13 protein-coding genes and 5 pseudogenes are annotated in these 21304 nt (G+C 58.7%); 14 read left to right on the top strand and 4 right to left on the bottom strand.

The genetic code is table 11. The annotated features are described in order from the left end of the window. Window positions 1-783: 783 nt before the first annotated feature. The 3 genes and pseudogenes from A3AS_RS0128325 to A3AS_RS0128335 all read right to left on the bottom strand — a co-directional run bounded on the left by A3AS_RS0128325 (window position 784) and on the right by A3AS_RS0128335 (window position 3912). On the bottom strand, window positions 784-2463 hold the full coding sequence (locus A3AS_RS0128325; RefSeq protein WP_026202455.1) for an MFS transporter: 1680 nt from the start codon (window positions 2461-2463) through the stop codon (window positions 784-786). An 8-nt stretch (window positions 2464-2471) separates the two neighbouring features. Beyond that, window positions 2472-2915 (bottom strand): hypothetical protein, encoded by a 444-nt coding sequence (locus tag A3AS_RS47695; protein ID WP_157644408.1) that lies wholly within the window; start codon window positions 2913-2915, stop codon window positions 2472-2474. Window positions 2916-3519: 604 nt separating this feature from the next. Further along, window positions 3520-3912: pseudogene (locus A3AS_RS0128335) on the bottom strand (Lrp/AsnC family transcriptional regulator). A 425-nt stretch (window positions 3913-4337) separates the two neighbouring features. Between A3AS_RS0128335 and A3AS_RS0128340 the strand changes: the two are divergent. From A3AS_RS0128340 to A3AS_RS0128395, 9 genes and pseudogenes are all read left to right on the top strand, one after another. Beyond that, window positions 4338-5408 (top strand): ABC transporter substrate-binding protein, encoded by a 1071-nt coding sequence (locus A3AS_RS0128340; RefSeq protein WP_245283298.1) that lies wholly within the window; start codon window positions 4338-4340, stop codon window positions 5406-5408. A 1015-nt stretch (window positions 5409-6423) separates the two neighbouring features. Continuing rightward, a complete protein-coding gene (locus tag A3AS_RS45670; protein WP_157644409.1) occupies window positions 6424-6924 on the top strand; it encodes a flavin reductase family protein in 501 nt (166 codons plus the stop codon). A 147-nt stretch (window positions 6925-7071) separates the two neighbouring features. Then, window positions 7072-7560 (top strand): flavin reductase family protein, encoded by a 489-nt coding sequence (locus tag A3AS_RS0128350; protein WP_157644410.1) that lies wholly within the window; start codon window positions 7072-7074, stop codon window positions 7558-7560. Window positions 7561-7818: 258 nt separating this feature from the next. Next, window positions 7819-8971: pseudogene (gene ribB, locus A3AS_RS0128355) on the top strand (3,4-dihydroxy-2-butanone-4-phosphate synthase). A 1394-nt stretch (window positions 8972-10365) separates the two neighbouring features. Then, window positions 10366-11721 carry an LLM class flavin-dependent oxidoreductase gene (locus A3AS_RS43940; protein ID WP_018320893.1) on the top strand — a complete coding sequence of 452 codons (1356 nt, stop codon included), beginning with the start codon at window positions 10366-10368 and terminating at the stop codon, window positions 11719-11721. 341 nt (window positions 11722-12062) lie between these two features. Then, window positions 12063-13175 carry an IS110 family transposase gene (locus A3AS_RS0128380; RefSeq protein WP_018320894.1) on the top strand — a complete coding sequence of 371 codons (1113 nt, stop codon included), beginning with the start codon at window positions 12063-12065 and terminating at the stop codon, window positions 13173-13175. 329 nt (window positions 13176-13504) lie between these two features. Continuing rightward, window positions 13505-13961 (top strand): annotated as a pseudogene (locus A3AS_RS0128385) (transposase); the annotation flags it as partial. Beyond that, complete coding sequence (locus A3AS_RS0128390; RefSeq protein WP_018320895.1) at window positions 13958-14560, top strand: plasmid pRiA4b ORF-3 family protein; 603 nt, start codon at window positions 13958-13960, stop codon at window positions 14558-14560. The pseudogene A3AS_RS0128385 and the gene A3AS_RS0128390, both read left to right, overlap by 4 nt. Before the next feature lie 270 nt (window positions 14561-14830). Beyond that, window positions 14831-15094: pseudogene (locus A3AS_RS0128395) on the top strand (transposase); the annotation flags it as partial. 6 nt (window positions 15095-15100) lie between these two features. On the opposite strand, the pseudogene A3AS_RS45675 reads toward A3AS_RS0128395, so the two are convergent. Next, window positions 15101-15490: pseudogene (locus A3AS_RS45675) on the bottom strand (MFS transporter); the annotation flags it as partial. Between the two features lie 920 nt (window positions 15491-16410). Here A3AS_RS45675 and A3AS_RS0128405 point away from each other — a divergent pair. The 5 genes from A3AS_RS0128405 (at window position 16411) to A3AS_RS0128420 (ending at window position 20874) form a co-directional block, all read left to right on the top strand. Then, the gene (locus tag A3AS_RS0128405) at window positions 16411-17589 is read left to right on the top strand and encodes an ABC transporter ATP-binding protein (RefSeq protein WP_157644411.1); all 1179 of its coding nucleotides are present in this window, start codon (window positions 16411-16413) and stop codon (window positions 17587-17589) included. A 76-nt stretch (window positions 17590-17665) separates the two neighbouring features. Continuing rightward, entirely contained in the window at window positions 17666-19471 is a 1806-nt protein-coding gene (locus tag A3AS_RS0128410; protein ID WP_084674932.1) for an ABC transporter permease subunit, read from the top strand. 144 nt (window positions 19472-19615) lie between these two features. Then, the gene (locus tag A3AS_RS0128415; RefSeq protein ID WP_018320899.1) at window positions 19616-19855 is read left to right on the top strand and encodes a hypothetical protein; all 240 of its coding nucleotides are present in this window, start codon (window positions 19616-19618) and stop codon (window positions 19853-19855) included. A gap of 152 nt (window positions 19856-20007) precedes the next feature. Then, complete coding sequence (locus A3AS_RS47700) at window positions 20008-20172, top strand: hypothetical protein (protein WP_020508754.1); 165 nt, start codon at window positions 20008-20010, stop codon at window positions 20170-20172. 123 nt (window positions 20173-20295) lie between these two features. After that, on the top strand, window positions 20296-20874 hold the full coding sequence (locus tag A3AS_RS0128420; protein WP_018320900.1) for a MaoC/PaaZ C-terminal domain-containing protein: 579 nt from the start codon (window positions 20296-20298) through the stop codon (window positions 20872-20874). The last annotated feature ends 430 nt before the right edge of the window (window positions 20875-21304 follow it).

The raw sequence follows: 21304 nt of genomic DNA on the forward strand, positions 1-21304 counted from the left end.
CCCGCTCAGCGCGCACCGCAGGGTGCAAGAGTTTAGCAGGCCATAAAGCGAGAAACTCCCGTATTAGCGCCCTTATCTCCGAAATTCTGCGCAAGTCCTCCGGCGTGTGGAGGTTTCACGCGGCCAAGCCTTGCATTCTCAGGGCTCGCCTATCGCGACTCTGCCGCGCGCGCCTTGCCGCAATCATTGCGCCCTCAGGCGACCACTGATCGACTTGCTCCGATTACACGTCACATGATCCGGCGTAAGGCGCTGCACCCGATTCCATATTTGGCCGACGTGCTCAGCACCTTGATCTCACATCCGGAGATGATCATCCGTTACGTCCGCGCGACCTCAGTCGCATCTAACCGCACGGCCCGAACGGCTCCTATTACGACCTGAGCTACCGCGATTTGTGTATTGCCGATCAGCTTGTGGGAGCACGCCTGGCGATAAACCGGCTGCGCGAGGACTGTCGCGCTTTGGTCGATAATTGCGGGATCTTTCGCACAACCGAAGCAATGCGGGCCATAGCTGACGACTCAGATGACGGGCCAAAACCGCCCCGGCAGCGCGTATTCCGGGAGAGCATCGCGGCCGCAGATAGACGCTCGATTCCTCTGCTGGCCGAGATCGATGAGGCGATGCCTTCCAACAGAGCTGCAGCCGCACGAGCGGATGTTGCTGTGAAAAAAACGGGAATGGGCGACAATATGCACGTCTTCGCCCCGCGACCTGGCCGTCCGCCGACGAAGATTGTCGATCCACGGATCCACTCCAAGAGGTCTTCTGGCGACATCACTATTTACCGCGCTCGCAATCAACCGCCAGGAGTTCATCAGCCGCGCGGTCGGGCACGTCTTCTTTCCAGCGCACCGATCCGAACGGGCGCTCCAGCATGCGTCGGATGCGGACGGGCTCAGGGCCGATATGGAAAGCCATAGCTTGTTGATCCAGCGCGCGCTCCAACTGCGTCGAGCGGTTGCGTTGGCGCAAATAATCCAGCCATGTCGGGCAGTGATAGCGCTCCGTCCACAGCTCGGGATCGGCGACATCGCGCGCAATTGACCAGCCATAGGCCCCGTTACGCTGGCGAAACAGCTGTACGCCTTGCATCACATTGTGAAAGTTGCGCGCATTATCCGGAGCGACGCGATATTCGATCTCCACCACTAGCGGTCCGCTGCGGTGGGTGAGCGGGAGACGCACCTCGGGATCGGCGAGTGCCTCGCCGTCCTCGCTGCGCGCGTTAATGCGCGGCATCCTAAGCCAGAGCCCAAGCAACGCCGAGAGCAACATCAGCGTGGCGGAGACAAGCAGCGCTATCTCGACGCCAGCAGCATCGGTGAGGCGGCCCCAGCCCCAGCTCCCGATCCCAATGCCCCCAGAGTACGAAGCCTGATAGACCGCAAGCGATCGGCCTGCGACCCAGCGAGGCGCGGAGAGCTGCACGCCGATATCAAACAACGTAAACACCATCATCCACATCGCGCCGGCCAGAACCAGTGCGGTTGCGGTCAGAATTGGCTCACGGCTCATCGCTACGGCCGCGGTCGCGCCGCCCATGGCGAGCGTGCAGGCGCGCACAGCGGCTTCGCCGCTCATGTGCTTGCGCATCTCGCCGATACAGAGTGCGCCGATGACAGCGCCAAGACCAAAGGCGCCGAGCATGATCCCGTAGGTCTGCGCACCACCGTGCAATAGATCGCGCGCTACCAGCGGCAGGAGCGCCGAGATCGAGCCTCCGATCGCGCCGGTTGCCATGGCGCGAGTCAGCACGACCTTGATCGACGGCGAATTCGTGATATAGCGCACCCCCGAAACAATGGCGCGGGTCAGGTGTTCGCGCGGCAACCGCGACGGCTCCGCCACACGCTTCCAGAGGAAGAGCGCCACTACGAGCGGAACGTAGAGCACGGCGTTAAGTGCAAACGCCGCGACTGCACCCGCGATAGCAACCACAATGCCACCGATCGCGGGTCCGAAACTGCGTGCGATGTTGAAGCTGATGGCGTTGAGCGCAACCGCCGCCGGCAGCGCCTCGGCCGGAACCTGCTCGCTGACAGAGGACTGCCAGGCGGGCCCCATCAGCGCTGCGCCGCTGCCGACCAGAAAGCAAAGTGCAAGCAACAGATCCGGCGTGGTGAGACGCAGCCACTCGAGCGCAGTCAGCGCGGTCGTGCCGCAAAGCGCGATACAGAGTGCAGCCAGCGCCACGAGCCGGCGATCATACATATCGGCAATAGCGCCCGCGAGCAAAGAGATCAACATTACCGGAACCATAAAGGCGGTCTGCACCAGCGCGACCTTGTCAGCCGACGACGTCATTTCCGTCATGGCCCACGCCGCACCGACGTTCCGTATCAGGATGCCAAGATTGGACAACAGGCTTGCCAGCCAGATATGTCGGAAGGCTGCATAGCGCAGCGGCGCGGTGATGCCATCAACCCTGAACGTCTGGGCTTTGGGCAGATCAGTCATCCCGGCTCTTACCTCGCTTGCAATAATCGAGTTGACACCGGACTCAGTGCTGGTCCGGAAAAGTGTGCTGCTAACAAGGGGGCAGGTGCTTTTCCAACCGCCTCTACTTCGCGCAATTTGGGTCCGAAAGCCTCAGGAGGTCCGCTAACGCCCTGAGGTGCTCCTGGGAACTGGTACTTGTCACTCGCGCGCGACAATCTGCCTGTCTCCCTGGTGAAAGTGAGCGTGAGGCCTTTCGCACGCAGCCTTGTCAGCTTCGTCGAAATAGCAGCGCCATTGTCGGGATGGGATACGAGGATGTCCCGCCCCTGAGCGGAGTTCACCGCGCTCAGGTAGGGCACTTCCGGCTCGACCATGGTCTCGACTGCGAAATTCCTGCTGTATCCGGTGAACATTGCATCAAAGTCACGCTTGCCGGAGGCGAGATTGTATTTGGTCAGGCTGAACCTCATCTGAAGCTCTTGAAGGCTCAAGTTCCTGTGCTTTCAATGGTCTCGTCGAGCGGATGGGTAAAGTTCGTGATCGAGTAACTCGGGTATGAAGTACAGCTCTGATTCAAGACCTTTCCATCTTTAGTCTTGCGTTCGCAATATTGGACGCGCGACGCTCGGGTCGGATAGGATGACCAGTCTGATAGCAGTGGATAGACGTCATTCGGTCTTAGCGCCGCAGTAAGCCTCGCCCAGGATTTCCTCTTCTCCTGAAACTATCGGCTTCGCGGCCTACTTTAGCCATTCCTGTTCGCTGTTTGCGAAGTGGTTACGACGCGCAATGTCTGAAGCCGAAATCACGCTGCAATGGCGTCCTCGGGGTTCGTAGGCCTAAGCCGTTCGTGCGCGACAGCTGCGCCTGACGACCAAACCGTGTCCGGGGACTAGTTCGCGAGTGAGTTCGGATTATCGAGGGCCTTAATTTCCTTCGGAATACCAGTGCGACTCTGATAGAGCCAGAAAGTAGAAGAGCGACGGTGCCGAGTTTCGTCGTTCTATGCGAGTAAACGATGAAAAAGAGCGAGAAAGTGCAGATCGACGGCGTGAGACATCGGCTCGCGTCGCGTCAATCTTGCGGAATTTCTAATGGAATCGCAAAGTCGCTTTTGCGCGGTCTATCACGACCATTGTCTTAAATCGTTTGATGTCCGCGTTCTCATAGAAGAATCGCCCAGTAAACTGCTCATAATCCGCGAGCAATGCCTTCTTGAAGTTATCAACTATATCCGAGCGCTCGCGTTCCAGAGTCACTAGCACAAGCATATGAATAGGTCTTCCTACCGCCTCCGCCGAAACGATAGAGACGTCGACCTCGACGATGCCTTCCGAACGGAGCCGCTTCAGTCTTCGCTGGCACGCCGTAGAAAGCCCCGTGAGCTCTCCGATCTCTTCAGAAGTTAGGCGGTTATTCTTTTTGCACGATCTCGAGGATGCGGGCGTCTATTCGGTCGTATTGGATACGTGAATCCGTGCGCATTTCGTCGCAAAGAGAGTGTACGACGCAGGAAATCAACAGAAGACGGCGAAATGCGATGCAAATCTGTCTGAGGCATTAGTACCCTAAATTCGTGACGGAACAAATGACGCTTGGGACTCTCAATGGTTCGGCACAAACATCCGCATTTAGTAGGTTTTGCTAGGAGTGCCGGCGAGGCTGGCATAGCCGCGATTTTGTCGCGAGGACCGCAGCGGCCGACTGCCGCTGGACTACAAGCAGTGAGAAGTTGTTGTCGATCCCGCCGCTGGGCCCCAGATGTCGCTTGTTGCGAGTACCGCGGATATCAATTTGGCGCTCGCCATGGCTGAACGAGCTTTTCCTGCATCGCGAGAATCATCACTAGCGGAGTTGCGGGCCAGGCGAAAACAAGGGAAAAGGAGGCGTGAATGCGGGCTAAGCTGCTGCTTTCATTTGGAGTGGGATTGGCTGCGTTGGTGTCCGGCGCGCCTGGCCGGGCTCAGGATCAAGCGCAAGTTTGCGTGTCTGCAAGCGGTGGCACCTTTCAGGACGCGCTGCGCGAATCAATTTTCAGGCCGTTTGAGAAGGCGACTGGCATCAAGGTCATCGAGACGGTCGAGCAGCCGCTGGCGAAGTTGCGGGCGATGGTTAACACCGGAAATCCCGGATGCGACGTCGTCATGCTGACGTCGAACAATTATTTCGTCCTCTCGAGGGAGGGCGTGCTCGAAAAGATTGATTATGATTCAGTCGACAAGAAGACCTTCACCGACTTTCCGAAGGATAAAGTAACTCCTTACGGGGTCGGCACTTTCGTCTATGCTAAAGTTATTTCCTTCAACACAAAGCATTACTCTCGAGAGAACGGGCCGAAGAGCTGGGCTGATGTATGGGACGTCAAGAAGTTTCCCGGTCCGCGAATCCTCGATGCTGGGGAAGGCCGCGTGCTTGCGACCATTGAGGCCGCGCTTCTCGCCCAGGGCGTGTCGTCTGATAAGCTCTATCCGATCGATCTAAAGCGCGCCTACGATTCCCTCGCGCAACTGAAACCGAACGTTGTCAAATGGACGACGACGGGGGCGATGGGGCCTGAGGCGTTGATCTCCGGCGAAGCGTTCATCGGAGCGGCGCCCATGGGTCGTATCCAGCAAGCCAAGGAGCAGGGGGCGCCCGTCGATTACGTGTGGAACCAGGCGCTCCTGCTGAACGACTACTGGACCATCCTGAAAGGGACGACGAACTACAAGAATGCCATAACGTTCATCGAGTTCGCGTCCCGACCCGAAAGCCAAGCTGGCATGGCCAAGTTGCAGGCGGTAGGTCCTCTCAACAAGCGCGCCTTTGATCTCACGGAGCGGGCGAAACTGGCGCCCACCTATGCGGAGAATTTGGCGCATGCGATCTACTTGGCTCCCGGTTGGTGGGCCCAGACCGACGGCTCAGGAAAGAGCAATGTTGAGAAAAACAATGCAATGTGGAACGCTTGGATCCTGCAGTGAGCGGAGTGCCCTGGCGCGGCGCCGGTGCAGCTCGCGGGTGCCGAGCTCGGCCGGCCGAGATCCGATGGACGCGCGATGATGCCGCCGAGCGCCCAGCCGAGTGCGACGCCCCATAGCGCGAAAGTATTGGTGGGCCTGCTATTGCGCGAGCTTGCTGATTCAAGTCGTTGTCAGTGGTCCGAAGCTGGGTCAAGGCAATACGAACTCGCGCGAAGCTGGCGTTAAACGCGGCGAAACTGGCGCGCAAGCAACTGGCCCTAGGGCGGCTCAGCGAGATCCTCCCCGCCGCCCGCTATTATGGCGGCTAAGACGCGGTGGGGCGCTATGCACGACTGGCAGCGCTGCAACGGGATCCCTATGCGCTCTGAGCTTCGCGCCGGGCGACGCGTATCAGTTCGATTGTTCGCGTACGGCCAGGATAAAGGTGGGCATCTCTGGCTCTGTCACAAGGGCATGACTGTGCATCTATGGACCTTCCAATCCCTTGCGTGTGTCATGCCGAGTTTCGGGCGACGAAATCGGTACAAAGCGCCGCATGTTTTGCAGAATTGCTGCAATGGTAGGTGATCTTCGCTGTCTTAAGCCCCAACAATATCATTACTTCTAACTGCGAGCGCAACGCGCAAGCAAACAAAATGGACAGGAGCTGGACAATTGCAAGATCTCTCCCCCTCTTCCCGGAACGCGGCGGCCGAAACTCGCGGAGCGACGCCACGGCTGAGCGTGGACGCGTCGCTTGCCGGCCGACTATGCGGTGTGGGCAAGAGCATGTTGGTCCGGGAAGCCAGAAAGAATTATGGCGGCGAACGCCGTTACAAAAAACTCACTTTACACGTCGCTCCAGCGGAGTTCCTGACGTTGCTTGGGGCAAGCGGCTCTGGAAGATGACAACGGCGGCCAGGCGCGTTCACGTGGATAGGTACCATCCAATCGCTTGCATATTTGTCGGCTGCGACTGCCGCTTCGGCGATCGCGTCGTGCTGCCGGCCATTCACTGAGCTCGCGGGAGGGATTTTTGTCAGCCAGTAGCTTTTCCGCGGACAGTTCCTTCCGCGCGGTAATGCGGAAACTTGCTTCTTCCGTCGTGATCATTACCGCGCGCAGTGGCGGACAGAAGAATGGGTTGACTGCAACGGCGATGTGCTCGCTATCGATGGACCCCCAATCGATTCTAGTCTGTGTCAATAAAGACGCATCGGCGGCAGAACTCATTCTGCAGAGCCGTTGCTTTGCGGTCAACGTTTTGGCTCAAGACCAGCAGGAGATCGCAAGCCTTTTCTCAACACCAAAGCTTGCGCCAGAACAGCGGTTCTGTGGCGCTAGCTGGCATGAATTAAAGTCTGGAGCACCCGTCCTAGCAGATGCACTTGCCAGCTTGGATTGCGAGGTGGCCACTCATATTCTGTACGGAACTCACTACGTATTTGTGGGTCGTGTTCTGGCCATGCAGTGTCGAGACGGTCAAGGTCTCCTCTATTGCAATGGTCAGTATCGGAGATTGGAAGAGCCAGCCTGAGTGGACCTTCGACTTCCTTTAGCTCTGCGCGCCGCCGTGGCCGGCTCGAAGCGTCTAACTGGGATTGATGGTTCGCCGCATGTAGGCGGCCGGGCATTCTCCTAAAAGGCTGGCTGTGGAATACCCATGACGAATTTGGAGACGTGCATGGATAAAGACATCGATACGAAGACCTTCTGGCGATTGCTTGGGATGCGTGCGATCGGAGCAGCCGCCGTGACCGCGCAGGGATCGAAGGGGCCAGCAGGATTTCTGGCCTTGTCTACCACGCACGTAACGGCAAACCCACCTACCATGCTGGTGTCGATCGGTCGGAAGACGTCGGCACTTTCCGCAATCAGCGAAAGTGGCAATTTCGCAATCAACTACCTGCCGAAAGAGCGCGACGATCTTGCGAGCTTGTTCGGAGGTCAAGGTGACGAGAAAGGCGCAGACAGGTTCAAGCCCGGCGAATGGACGGTTCTTGCGACAGGTGCGCCAATTCTCGTTGGCGCCGTCGGCAGCATCGACTGTCGTGTCGAAGACGCGATCGAGCGCCACGACGTCATCATTTTTTTGGGGCGAATTGTTGATTGGGTACAGAACGCCTCAAGGCTGCTGTTGATAAGCTTCGCCGGAAGCTACACTACAATCTGAAGCCGGGCGAGCTCCGTTTCGGGAGAGCGTTCATTTGAAATCGGCCAAGCTCATGTCTCTACCGAAAATGCTGTCGCGATTTGTTGGCCTCAGCGTCTTCGAGGGTAACCGCATCGCCCTGTTCGCCCTGTTCGCCCGGCGTAGCATCGCGAACTGTGCATGGCCTATGACGGCTGATTGCGGGACGCAATCGACGCGCGAGCCCTGGGACGATCAGCATCGGGCGTTACGTTTGCTGACAGATGGAGCAGGTAGGTCATGAATGCGCTCGAAAAGGAGGCTTGGCGCATCACCTTCAGCGAGGTGAAGGCGGCCCCCGAGGGTATAATAGAGGAGGCCCGCAGGGGCCGGATGTTCATCCTTGTCGACGACGAAGACCGGGAGAACGAAGGCGACCTGGTTATTCCTGCCCGGTGGGCAACCGCGGAAGCCATCAACTTCATGGCCAAACATGCGCGCGGCCTGGTCTGCCTCGCGCTCACCCGCGAGCGCGTCGAGCAACTCGGCTTATCGCTGATGTCGCCAAGCAACAGCACCCGCCACGAGACCGCCTTCACCGTTTCCATCGAGGCGCGCCAAGGTGTCACGACGGGCATTTCCGCCGCGGACCGCGCCCGTACAGTCGCCGTCGCCATCGATCGTTCGTGCGGCCCACAGGACGTTGTGACGCCCGGCCACGTCTTCCCGCTGGTGGCGCGCGAGGGTGGCGTGCTCGAGCGAACTGGCCACACCGAGGCCGCCGTCGACATCGCCCGCTTGGCCGGCCTCACGCCGGCGGGCGTGATCTGCGAGATTATGAACGATGACGGCACAATGGCCCGTCGCAACGATCTGATTGCATTTGCCCCAGAAACACAATCTCAAGATCGGCACCATCTCTGATCTGATCGCTTACCGTCGGCGCTACGATTCGATCGTTCGGCGCATCAGCGAGACGTCGTTCGATAGCATTTGGGGCGGCGACTTTCGGTGCGTCGTCTATCTCAACAAGGTGACCAAGGCGCACCATGTTGCTCTCGTGAAGGGCGATCCCGCCGTGGGGGGACCGATCACCGTGCGCATGCATGCCGTCAATCTGTTCACTGACGCGCTGGGGCAGCGGAGCGGTGGCCGCGGCGGCGAAATTGAGGCTTCGATGAAATATATCGCCGAGCTGGGCCGGGGCATCATCGTGCTGATCCGCGAGCCGCTCACCTTGCTACTGTCCGAGCAGCGCCGCCGCGCCGGCGAGCCGATAGCTCCGGCGGGCCAGGAACTGCGCGAATACGGAGTGGGCGCGCAGATCCTAATCAATCTCGGGATCAGCGAGCTAGTGCTGCTGACGAACAGCAAGAAGAGCATGGTGGGCCTTGAAGGCTTCAATCTCAAAGTGGTCGGCCAGAAGCCCATTCCAGGTCGCGCGAACCTCTGACAGGAGGTCGACAAGAATCGAGAGGTCGGTGCGACCTCGGGTCCCGTCGGCCCCAAGGAGGCATACATCCTGATCATGGATGTCGGATACAGCATCCAGAATCGTTCGCATTCTTGTTCAGTGGCTTGCTCTGGTCAAATGATGATGGCAGTTGCACTGCCTGAGCAGTCATAAATTCAGATATCGTTTGGTCGCGCAGCGCGTGCCGCCGATGTGGCGCAGTCGGGCGGCTTGGAGATTGTTGCCGAGTTGCATCGGGAGATGCACAAACTAAAGGCGTCCGTCGGCGTATCGTACATGACGTGATCAGAGCGACGTCGCACTGCTTACCGGCCGGCATGAAGACGTCGCGAGAGAAATATGCCATGCAGCTCCGCCAGTGGGCCTGGCCGAAAAACTTTGAGACACTCTCGGCCAGACCAGGTCGACAAGCTGCAGCTCGCGATTCTCGAGGTGAGCTGAGGAAGCCGCTCGCCCCGCCTTGTCTTCCAGCGCGCCTTACCAGAGGATTCTGGCGGTAGCCCTCGTCATTGATCGAATCGGCACACCAGCAGCTGCACATTGGGAACAGTCGGGCCGATAAGGCATAGATGTACGACCTTGGCTTTACCCCAGCGTCTCGAACGTTCCGGCGATGGACAGCGGCTTTAGCGCAGCACGAAAGACACCAATATTCGTCAGCAAGATCAGCGCCCATAAGCGAAAGCCGCTCACTCGTGTTTTTGGACATCCCGAAACAAGCTCGGCCTTATCCCGGTGAGCAGCATCGCACAAAGCCCGTTCAGGTCGCGTGATGCCGCGCTCAGTGCTCGACCAACACCAGTTCGACGCTGAATTCAAGATTTCGGATCAGCCGACGCAGTGGGAATTGACAGCCACTCACCAGCCCGGCTGATCGAGCCTGTTTCCATGACAGCACGGAAAAGTTCGATCTGGCGAAGATTCGTCATTCTGTGGGCAGGCCTGCATCAAGCGGTATCTAGGTGACGAAGCGCCTTCGGTCTGCCTACGCGACGAGATAGGCTGGGCTGCCGCGGGGTTGCGGCATCGTGGAGCCGCTTCCTATAACTTTCTTGGATAGGGCATCGAAGATTTGCTCTTTGACGCTCCACTCTGCCGCCCCTAACGTTACCTGACGCAGAGCAGACAAAATGCAGGAAGCGGATCAAATCATCATTGGCGCGGCTGCCGACGTGAAGTTCACCGGCAGAGACCGCCGTCTAGATCTCAGTCCATCAGCCACGCAATGCAGTGCGAGCTGATCGCCAACGAAATTGCCAGCGGCTATGGCGTCGCCGGCCTGGAGCCACAATCTGAGCCGATCGCCTGAGACCACGATCTGGTGCCCAAGCACTTTGAAAAAGCCAGCTATACTTACTGAAGGAAACTGCACGATGAGCAAGAGCCAAATGAAACTCGGACTGTCCATGCGATACCTCGGCTACCACGCCGCGGCGTGGCGGCATCCGGAGGTCCCTGCGGGAGGCGCGACAGATTTCAAGTACTTCCTCAACAGCGCGCGCATCGCCGAGCGCGGCAAATTCGACATGCTGTTCTTCGCCGACGGCCTCGGCATCCGGGCTGACGATAATCCGCCGGGATCGCTCGCCCGCACCAGTCAGAACGTCGAGCTAGAACCGCTGACGCTGCTGGCCGCACTGGCGCCGATGACCAGCCATATCGGCCTAGTTGCGACCGCCTCCACCACTTACAACGAGCCTTTTCACATCGCCCGGAAGTACGCCTCGCTCGACAAGATCAGCGGCGGCCGTGCCGGCTGGAATATCGTCACCTCCTGGTCGGAGCAGGAGGCCTGGAACTTCAGCCGCGACACGCATCTGGACTATGACACCCGCTACGATCGGGCGAAGGAGTTCGTCGATGTCGTCACGGGTCTGTGGGACAGCTGGGAAGATGATGCCTTCGTCCACGACAAGGTTTCAGGTCAGTTCTATGATCCAGCCAAGCTGCATATACTTAATCACCGTGATAAGTTTTTCTCCGTGCGCGGTCCGCTTAACGCCCCGCGCACTCCGCAGGGGCGGCCGATCCTGGTGCAGGCCGGCGCTAACGAGCAGGGCCAGGAGATTGCTGCAGCCAACGCCGACGTCGTCTTTGCCTCCGGTGAGGATCTCGCCGATGCCAAGGCCTACTACGCTGGGCTGAAGGCGCGCATGGCCAAGTACGGCCGCGCACCGGAGCTGCTGAAAGTTATGGTTGGGGTCACCACGATCGTCGGACGCACCCGCGCGGCGGCACAGGCGACATTCGACCAGCTGCAGGAGCTCATCGATCCGCGCGTAGGTTTTGCCAGCCTGTTCAACTGGTACGGCGATCTATCCAGCTATCCGCTGGACGGGCCGGTGCCGGAACCAGTCAACCCCCGCGTTCGCAGTCTCGCCTACAAGATGTGGAAGGTTGCGCAACACGAGAATATGACCGTCCGCCAATTCTATCAGAGGCAGGCGGTTGGCAGTGCTGGCCCAGTACTGATTGGCACGGCTGAGGATATCGCCGACGTCCTGGAGACGTGGATTGACGAGGAGGCCGCCGATGGCTTCAACCTCACGCCGACCCATCTACCGCACGGGATCGTGGATTTCGTCGAACTTGTACTGCCCGAACTGCGCCGACGCGGCCGCTTCCGCAGTGAATACGAGAGCACAACCTTGCGAGGGAATCTCGGTCTGCCAAAGCACGTCAACCGATACTTCGCAGAGCGCCAGCGCGTGGCGGTGACTGGCGAATAGCCGCAGAGCGATCAGGCCAAGCTCATGGCGCCTTCAAGCCCCACGTGCTCTCGGAAATGTTGCGGCAGTTCGATCTGCCGAGTGTGCCGCCTTTTGTGCGCGAGAATGGAGTGGCATGGGTGAACGAAACCTGCCACGCCGCTCTGCGTTGCCGGTGCAAATGATACGCCCAATGGGCGTCAAAGCCGTCATACTGGCTCACAATGATCAAGAACGGCATGACACCGCTAGACCGTATGTTTGCCCTTTGAGGTGACGGGCGGCCCGCCCCGCGGCAGGCTCCTATCGAGGGTTGCGCCGGATGGTCCGGCGCCGAGCCTCAAGCATGGGGAGCGGGCCTGATGAACGATAGCATTTTCGTGGGGCTGGATGTGCACAAGGCGACGATTTCGGTTGCAGTGGCCGAAGCGATGCGCGGCGGGGAAGTTCGTAACTTGGGGATCATCCATAATCGCGCCGATCAAATTGCCAAGCTGGCGAAGAAGCTTGGCAAGGGTGACCGGCAGGTAAGTTTTTGTTACGAAGCCGGCCCCTGCGGATATGGCCAGCATCGACAACTGACGGAACTGGGGCACAACTGCATCGTGGTGGCCCCCTCGCTGATCCCGATGAAAGCCGGGGATCGGGTAAAAACCGACCGGCGCGATGCGGCGATGCTGGCCAAGCTGCACCGGAGCGACGAGCTGACAGCCGTGTGGGTTCCTGATGCTGCGCATGAGGCTATGCCCGACTTGGTGAGAGCCCGCACCACGGCGATGCGTGTGCTCGGCAAGGCGCGGCAACATCTCCAAGGCTTCCTGCTGCGACATGGGCGCATCTATGCCGGGAAGAGGGGATGGACTCTGGCTTATCATCGCTGGCTCACCACGGTGCGCTTCGATCACCCGGCGAGCCAAATCGTTCTGCAGGACTACATTCATGCCGTGACCAACGCTGAGGCCCGTGTGGACTGCTTGACCAAGCGGATCGAGGAGCTGGCGCCACAATGGTCGATGACGCCATTCGTAGAGGCCGTGCAGGCCATGCGCGGCGTCGCCTTCATCGTTGCCGCGACGGTGGTTGCCGAGGTTGGCGACTTCTCTCGCTTTGACAACCCCCGTCAGTTGATGGCCTTTCTCGGCCTCGTGCCGTCGGAGTATTCGAGCGGCGCAACCATCCGACGCGGCGGCATCACCAAGGCTGGCAACGCTCTGGCCAGGCGGGCTCTGATTGAGGGGGCATGGACCTATCGCATGCAAGCCCGCGTCAGTCGCAAGCTCCATGACCGTAACGAGCGCCTGCCTGAAGCTATCCGCGATATCGCCTGGAAGGCCCAGGTCAGGCTGTGCGCCCGCTATCGCCGCTTGTTGGCGGCCGGCAAACGCAAGGTGATCGTCACCACCGCCATTGCACGCGAGATGGTCGGCTTCCTGTGGGCGATCACTCGTCAAGTAGAACTCGGGCCGGCCGCCTGAAGAGCGCTGCTCGACCATATCGGTGCCCAGGGCAGGAAGCAGGGCGCGGTGGGGAATCCTCGTGGCCTGTTATGAGCCGGCATTGCTGACGCTCGCCCCCTAGACCGAGGCAGCCCCAAGATGAAACGTAAGCGTGGTGCCGAGGCCCCTGATATTGCTTGTGCGTAAATTTGCGAGCACCGTTAGAAGAGTCATCTTCGGCAAGAGTGCTCACAATGGACGACCATTCGGACGACATAAGACGACCGTTGTCGCCACGTATCGAAGTGTATGCTGGCGCAGGCCGGAAGCACTGGCCGGATGATTTGAAGGCACAGATCGTCGCGGAAAGCGCCCAGCTCTATGCGGTCGAGAAAGCCCTCCGCGGCCGATCTGATGCCGAGCGCCGCGCGGGCCGACAAGCGCATGCCCAGCCTCTGGCTGCAGCCTTGAAGCAGTGGTTTGAGGCAACGCTTGATCACCTTGCGCAGAAGAGCGACACGGCGAAGGCTTTGCGTTATGCGCTGCGTCATTGGGACGGCCTGACGCTCTACCTTGATGACGGGCGCATCGAGATGGACACGAATGCGGTCGAGCGTGCAATGGGCCGATCAAGCTCAACGCCAAGAACTCCCTTTTTGCGGTTGCGACGAGGGCGCCGAGAGTTGGGCAGTACTAGCTTCGTTAATCGAGACCTGTAAGCTCAATAGCGTCAGCGCCGAGCACTGGCTCTCCGACGTCCTCGCGAAGCTCGTTAATGGCTGGCCTGCGGCGCGACTGGACGAACTGCTTAGGTTGGCGGCATGAGCCTCAACACGACCGCCGTCCGGATCAAGGTGACCCTCAAGGACGTGAAACCGGAGGTGATGCGATGCCTCGTCGTACCGGTGACCCTGCGCCTTGATCGGCTGCATCTGACGCTTCAGGCCGCGTTTGGCTGGACGAATAGCCATCTCTTCGAGTTCCACGCTGGCGAAGAACATTGGGGCATCCCCGATCCCGACGGTGATTTTGGCCCCCAGCCGATCGATGCCAGCAAGGCGCGGCTCTGCGATATCGTTCGCGAAACCGGCGCCAAGACGATCCATTATCTCTATGACTTTGGCGACAGCTGGGATCATGTGATCAAGCTCGAAAAGTGGTTCGACAACACGTCGACGGACGGTCTTCCATTCCTGCTCGATGCCGCCGGTCGTTGTCCTCCGGAAGACGTAGGCGGTGCGCCAGGCTATGCCGAATACCTCGATGCCATCGGCGACCCCGCCCATCCGGAGCACGAACAAATGCGACTCTGGGGTCCGGAGCAGTTTGATCCCAACGTTGTCGACCGGAAGGCGATCGAGGCCGCCGTCAACGCTTTGTCCGACAAATGGAAGCCGCGGCGTCGCGTCACGCGGTCAAAATAGGCGTCAGGCACCAATCAACAGGGCCGCAGAGCTCCGCTTACGATGAAACCACGGTCATGCGGTAGCCAACCCGCGCATGAGAGCTTGATCAACCGTCGTCTTTGGCCCTGCCTCCTACCGTGGGCACCTTCGAAGTCCAGCGTCCGGGCGCTCAGCCGGAAGCGGCTCCGCTTGATCGTGTCCCTTGACAGGAGCAGGCTGTTGAAAAACGCGCTCGCCGCCGACCGGCGACCATGATTCATTGGCTCCGATGAGATTCGGAAACGGTGGGTGCGCGGCGGCGACAATCGAAACGGGCGAGCTGTTTAGCTACGTTGATCTCTGGAGGCGCGGGTGCGGCGTGATCATCCGCTGCGAGCGATCCCGACGATCGTGGACGAGGCGCTGGCGGTGCTGGAGCGCGAGTTTGCCGCGCTCTATTCGCCGATTGGGCGGCCGTCGATCCCGCCGGAGAAGCTGCTGCGGGCGATGCTGTTGCAGGCGTTTTATTCGATCCGCTCCGAGCGGCTTCTGATGGAGCGGTTGGAATACGATGGCGGACACCTGCTCAGAAACACACGATTGCCACGCCGGCCACATTAACGCCATCCCGCTGCCGACCACGAAGCACAGGGCAAGCAAACTATTCGGCGTTGTGAGACCGATCCAGTCGAGCATCGTAAGCGCAGTGGCACCAAGCAAAGCAATCCCGAGCGAAACCAGCACCACGATGCGGCGTTCATACACGTCGGCCAAAGCACCGGCGGGCATTGAGATCAGCATCACCGGCAGCAATAATGCAGTCTGCACCAGCGCGACCTTGTCGGCGGACGAGGTCACCTCGGTCATCGCCCATGCCGCGCCGACGCTCTGGATCAGAACGCCGAGATTGGATAGCAGGCTTGCAAACCAGATGTGCCGGAAGGTGGCATAACGCAGCGGCGAGGTGATGCCGTTGAGGCTGAACGTCCGGACTTTGGCGGACTAGTCATATCGACTTCAGACCCGTTCTACTGAGCTCAACTGTAGGCAGCACCATAGGTTAGATGAGCAAGGATGCGGGTGTTTCGCGTTTGAATAACATGTGGGCGACGAAAAAAAAGCGCAAAGACACACGGTCTGACACGCCACTTGCCTCATCAATGTTAGGGGGAAACCTGTATGGGAATCACAACAACCTGCCGTTAGGCGGTCCCACTATTGTTTTGAAGCCTTGATGTCCCGCGTTATCACAAAGCGACGAGCTTTAACTGCTGCCATGGTACGCTGTCAGCATCGCCGGTGACGTAGAATCGATTCACAACTTCAGTTCACAAGACCTTATCGAGTGGCAGCGGCGTGGATGCCGAGAAAGCTGACGCGCGCCGTCTTGTTGACCGGTCGTGAAGATGCCCGCCAGCGGAGTTAGGCGAGCGGCCGGATATGTATGACGGTTCTCGCTAATTTAGGTCTGCTCCTGCAGAATTTATTCAAAGTTCCGCCGATTTTCGCGGCATTTCTGCGCCAGCGTACGTTTACATTTTTGTGTCTTCTCCGGCTGCGAGCCAGTGACAAGCTTGGAATTCCGATCATGATGGCCGAGCAATATGTAAGATCGGACGTCGTTTGAGGCGTGTGCTTTGGACGGCTAAGGCTAGCGACCTCGATTCGCTCAGTAGACCAAGGAGGATGGCTCTGACGAGAGAGGCCGTGAGATTGACAAACTGCTGTGGAGCGCCTGGATTCTGTCGTAAGCGGGACCGGCGGCCCAGTCCGCGCGCCTCAGTATCCTCGGTGGATGGCCTCCATCCGCGAGGAGTCTGGCTGCTGCGGTACCTATTTAGTCGCCAAGCTCAAGCTCCCCGCTGATATCGAAGGTAGAGATTTTGAAGATGACTAGCGCAGAAGTTATGTACGGAACTGTGCTCTCGGAGCGTTCGCAGATTCAAGTGAATGATCCGGCCCAAGATATGCCCGAAACAAAGGCCGGTTGCGTGCAGTTGCGGGGGCTGACCAAGGAGTATGGCGGCCTTCGGGCGGTCGATGATGTGTCCATTGACGTCGCCGCCGGAGAATTCGTGACCATGCTAGGGCCAAGCGGCTCCGGAAAAACGACAGTACTCATGATGATCGCGGGATTGACGGAGCCTTCGACCGGCCTGATCACGATTGGTGGACGCGATGTCACCCATGTTAGGCCGCAGCATCGCAACCTTGGCGTCGTCTTCCAGAGCTACGCGCTTTTTCCTCACCTTACGGTCGCGGAAAACATTGCATTCCCCCTCCGCATGCGCCGTAAGAGCCAAGGTGAAATCCGGCGGAAGGTGGCGAAGATGCTCGATCTAGTTCGCTTGCCCAACCTTGGAGAGCGGGTGCCGGGGCAGCTCTCTGGAGGTCAGCAGCAGCGAGTCGCTCTTGCCCGAGCGCTCGTCTTCGATCCTCCGGTCCTCCTTCTTGATGAGCCGTTGAGCGCATTGGACAAGAAGTTGCGCGAGAGCATGCAGTTTGAGATTCGCGAGCTCCATCGTAACCTCGGGCTTACCGTGATCAACGTTACACACGACCAGACCGAGGCTCTCGTGATGTCGGATCGTGTGATCATCATGCGCGATGGGCGGGTTGTCCAATCCGGCTCGCCGAGCGAACTCTATGAACACCCAAAGTCGAGCTTCGTCGCTGACTTCCTCGGGACATCTAACTTCCTGAAGGGCGAGCTCCAGAAAGTGGGAGACGCAGACCGATGGAGCCTTGTCACCGCTGGGGGCTTGCGCTGCCGTGTTCCTGAGGCGGCGCGAACATCAAAAGGCCCGGCGCACTTGATGGTGAGGCCGGAACGCATCGTGCTCAATGACGCTGCGGCGACACAAGAACGTTTCGAAGGGAGGATCACGGAGATTGCGTACACGGGAGATCTCATTCGGTACCGCGTAGCTCTCAATGAACGGGATATCATTGAAGCTACATTGCAGAACAAACCCGGGCACGTTCCGCAGGCCAGTATCGGCAGTGACGCGACAGTTGGGTGGCGCTTGGAAGATGTCCACGTATTTCTTGAGCCGCCAACCGAATAGTGCACCGCAACACTAGCGGTCGTGACCCCAACACCGGAGCGGCACACGCTCCTGCAATCCAAAGCACGTCCAACACATGAACAGAGCCATGTTATTGCGAGCAAGCCGCCGTATTGGTGTCGTGAGCCTCTTGGTCCCAGCAATGCTGCTCCTTGTGCCGCTCTACATCTACCCGCTTATTCAGATCGGATCCCTCAGCTTCGGAGATCAGGACTGGTCGACCGCCAATTATGTCGAGCTGTTCCGCGATCCGTTCTTGCTGCGCGTCCTGAACCAGACTCTGCGACTTTCACTGGTCGTTGCGGTACTTTGTGTCCTCGTCGGCTATCCAATTGCATATGCGATGTGTGTCGTGTCGCAGCGAACAAGCCGGACCATGACGCTGCTAATCCTCTTGCCACTCTGGACTAGCGCTCTCGTACGTTGCTTTGCTTGGATTGTGATACTCGGCCGCAACGGCATCGTGAACACGGTGCTCTCCGACCTGGGGCTCATCAATGTGCCTTTAAAGCTTGTCTACAACACGGTGGGGGTGTACGTCGGCATGGTACACATCGGGCTGCCGTTCCTGATCTTGCCGCTCTACAACAGCCTGCGCCGAATCGACCTGCGCCTGCTGTCCGCTGCCGAAAGCCTCGGCTCGCGCCCGATTTCAGCGTTTTTCTGGATTGTGCTGCCATTGAGTATGCCGGGAGTTCTCGCTGGTGCGCTCTTAGTGTTCATGTTTTCAGTCGGAATGTTCGTGATACCGGCAGTGCTGGGAGGACTCTCCGACATTACGTACATGATGGCCGTTGAAAAGCAGGTCAACGAATTGAGCAACTGGGGCCTGGCGGCTGCGATGTCGGTATTGCTGCTCGGCGTGACTGGTATTCTTTCGCTGCTCTATGAGCGGACACTGAACATCGAAACATCATCCGGAATCCTTGGTCAGGTCGTGCGCCATGTCTTTCAGCGCGGGCCAATCCACCTCCTTGTCTGGCGCGAGCGAATCCTGGCGGCACTCTTCCCATTGCGCGCGTCCCAAGCGGCAATGAGTAAGCAATCTGCCCGGCTGGTGTCGCGCCACCTGTTTGTAAAATGCTGGTCCTTTGGGTTGCTTGTTTGCCTCGTGCTTCCGCTCCTTATCATCTTTCCGCTTGCACTTTCCGGTGAGGCATATCTTCACTTTCCTCCGCAGACCTACTCCTTGCGCTGGTTTGAGAACTTCTTCTCGCGCGAGGACTGGGTCACACCAACGATCACAAGCCTCAAGGTCGGTCTTCTTGCAACCCCGGGTGCGATTCTGATTGGTGTCCCAGCCGCATATGCAATCGTACGCGGGCAATTTCCTGGAAAAGGAATCGTTACCGCAACTCTCATTTCGCCCATGATTGTGCCAGGCGTCATTCTCGCGATCGCGCTCTATGCTCTCTATGCCCGCTTCAGTTTGATCGGAACTGTAACTGGGCTCGCTCTAGCTCACATCATTCTCGCACTTCCATACGTAGTCGTGACCGTTTCAGCGGGCTTGAAGGGCACAGATGAAACGTTAGAAGCCGCTGCCCTGACAATGGGTGCGGGTCCTGTACGCGCCTTCTGGAATGTCACGCTGCCTGTGCTGCGTCCAGCAATCATTTCGGCTGCCTTACTCGCGTTCCTCACATCATTCGACGACGTGGTTCTGGCGCTCTTCCTTTCGGGCACAAGTGCCAAGACGCTCCCCGTGAAGATCTGGGAAGGTATTCGATTTGAAATTGATCCAACTATCGCTGCTGTGTCGGTGATGCTCATCCTGACCACGATAGGATTCAAGTTCATCGCGGAATGGCCCGCCAAAAGAGGCGCGAAGTTAAAGGGAGAGGCTCCGGTCATGCAACCTACCGAAATCGGAAGGACGTGATCCTAGCTCAATCCCAATCCAACATTCGAAGGTGATGCAGCGGGAGGCGACAGCAGACGGCCATTACCTGCACGCAATTCTGGCCTCCTCATTTACAAGCGCGGTTAGCGCCTGCCGCCCATTTTTGAACCAGCGCACCGCCGCTTGGCTTTCGAAGCTATCGACAACCGCAACTGCCGCATCCACTACCTAAAAGAGAGTCAGGTCGGGCAGTCCGTCGACTGGGTTCAGAACGCTCTGCATCTTGAGCCGCCGCTATCGTCAATGTTCAAGACGCATTCGAGCAAAGACCTGCTTGCTGCGCTCGACAAGGCGCATCCCGGCCGGTCCCTTGATACGACAGCGATTATCCTTTCTCACGAGCACATCGAGGACAGGGACTGATGGTGTCCACAGGTGATGCGTCAATTGGTCTGGAGTGTGTGTCCGCGACGCCGGTCCGCGTTGGACGTAGATCTCCTAAACGTGGCCACCAGTGCGGTAACGTGCTCGCCCCTACTAGCGCTCGTCGCTTTCTTGAAAGGATTTGATTCGCGATGCCCATCAATAGCGGAGCGATCGGATATACCCGCAAGAAGACCAACACGATCACGCCGCGCTGGGCGCTGGCGTACGCCGGTTCGCTCGGGCTGACGTCAGACACTTATTTCGACGATGCACGTGGGTGTGAACTCATCGTCCCTCCAACCTTCTGTGTTTGACTTGAATGGAGCTTGCCGGACCTGGAAATGGGTTCGAGCTCCATTGGGCTTACGCCGGAAGAGCGCAGGATGGGAGTGCATGCACTTCAAGACTCGCGTTTCATCAGGCCTTTCCGAATTGGAATGAGCGTGACGACCACAAGCGCGGTCATCTTTATGAGGCAAACTCGCGCCGGGACGTTCACGCTGACCCGCTTTGATCACATGGACGACGAAACTGGCGAGCCAATTTGCACCTCTTTCTCCGGCGGAATGCTGCGCGGGATTCCGTTGGGCACCGCTTCCGTCGGCAAACTACCCGCAGGATTTTCCGAGTTAACGGCAGTTTCGCACAGCGACAGTCACAAAGTGCCGCTTTCCCTCGATCGTTCGTTGCCGCACACCTATTCGGAGTGTGCGCGGATCTGGAATCCGATCCACACGGAACGTGCAGTTGCGCTTGCGGCAGGTCTCGAAGACATCATTGTGCACGGCACCATCACCTGGGCGCTCTCAGCGAGAGAAGCCTTTCGGTTGAGTGGGGTCGAGAATCTCGGCCGCCTAAAACGGCTCGCTGCGAGCTTCCGAGCGCCGATCATCGCAGGTCGTCCTATGACCGTCTTGGTAAGCCAGAAACACGGTTCGGTGGTCAGGTTCTCGGCGCAAAACGAAAAGGGAGCCCCGATCCTGGCAGGGGGATTAATAGAGATTGTTGGTCACTAGAGGGCACCATTCACGCTTCATAATCTCACCCGTCGTAAAAAGCGGCCTGACTGTGCTGCGGTCATATCGATGGTATTCTTCGTTTCACGGCCGAGCGGAGATCTCATCACAATTGGGGATCGATCCGACCGCCACCGGACCGTCTCGCGGAAATGGCGAGGCTAGTTCTCGGTAGATCGCTACCAACCGCGCCCGCGACTGCCTTGTGCGGCGGTCGGCCACAGGTTCACGATCTCAATGAGTTGACCGGGATTTCAGCCGTTTATGGTTCGGTTGCGTCAACGGCTCTGCGCGAGACGAACTTCTGCATTAAACCAGCAAAATTCGCCTGATGTGGGGCGCGCGACGGCCGAATTTGACGACTTTATTCTTGGTGGCAGCTTAAGTTTTCGTTTGTTTTCGTGGTCAAGTAGGCGGCGTTCAGCGACAG

It is taken from the genome of Bradyrhizobium sp. WSM2793 (genome assembly GCF_000379585.1).
GTDB lineage: Bacteria > Pseudomonadota > Alphaproteobacteria > Rhizobiales > Xanthobacteraceae > Bradyrhizobium.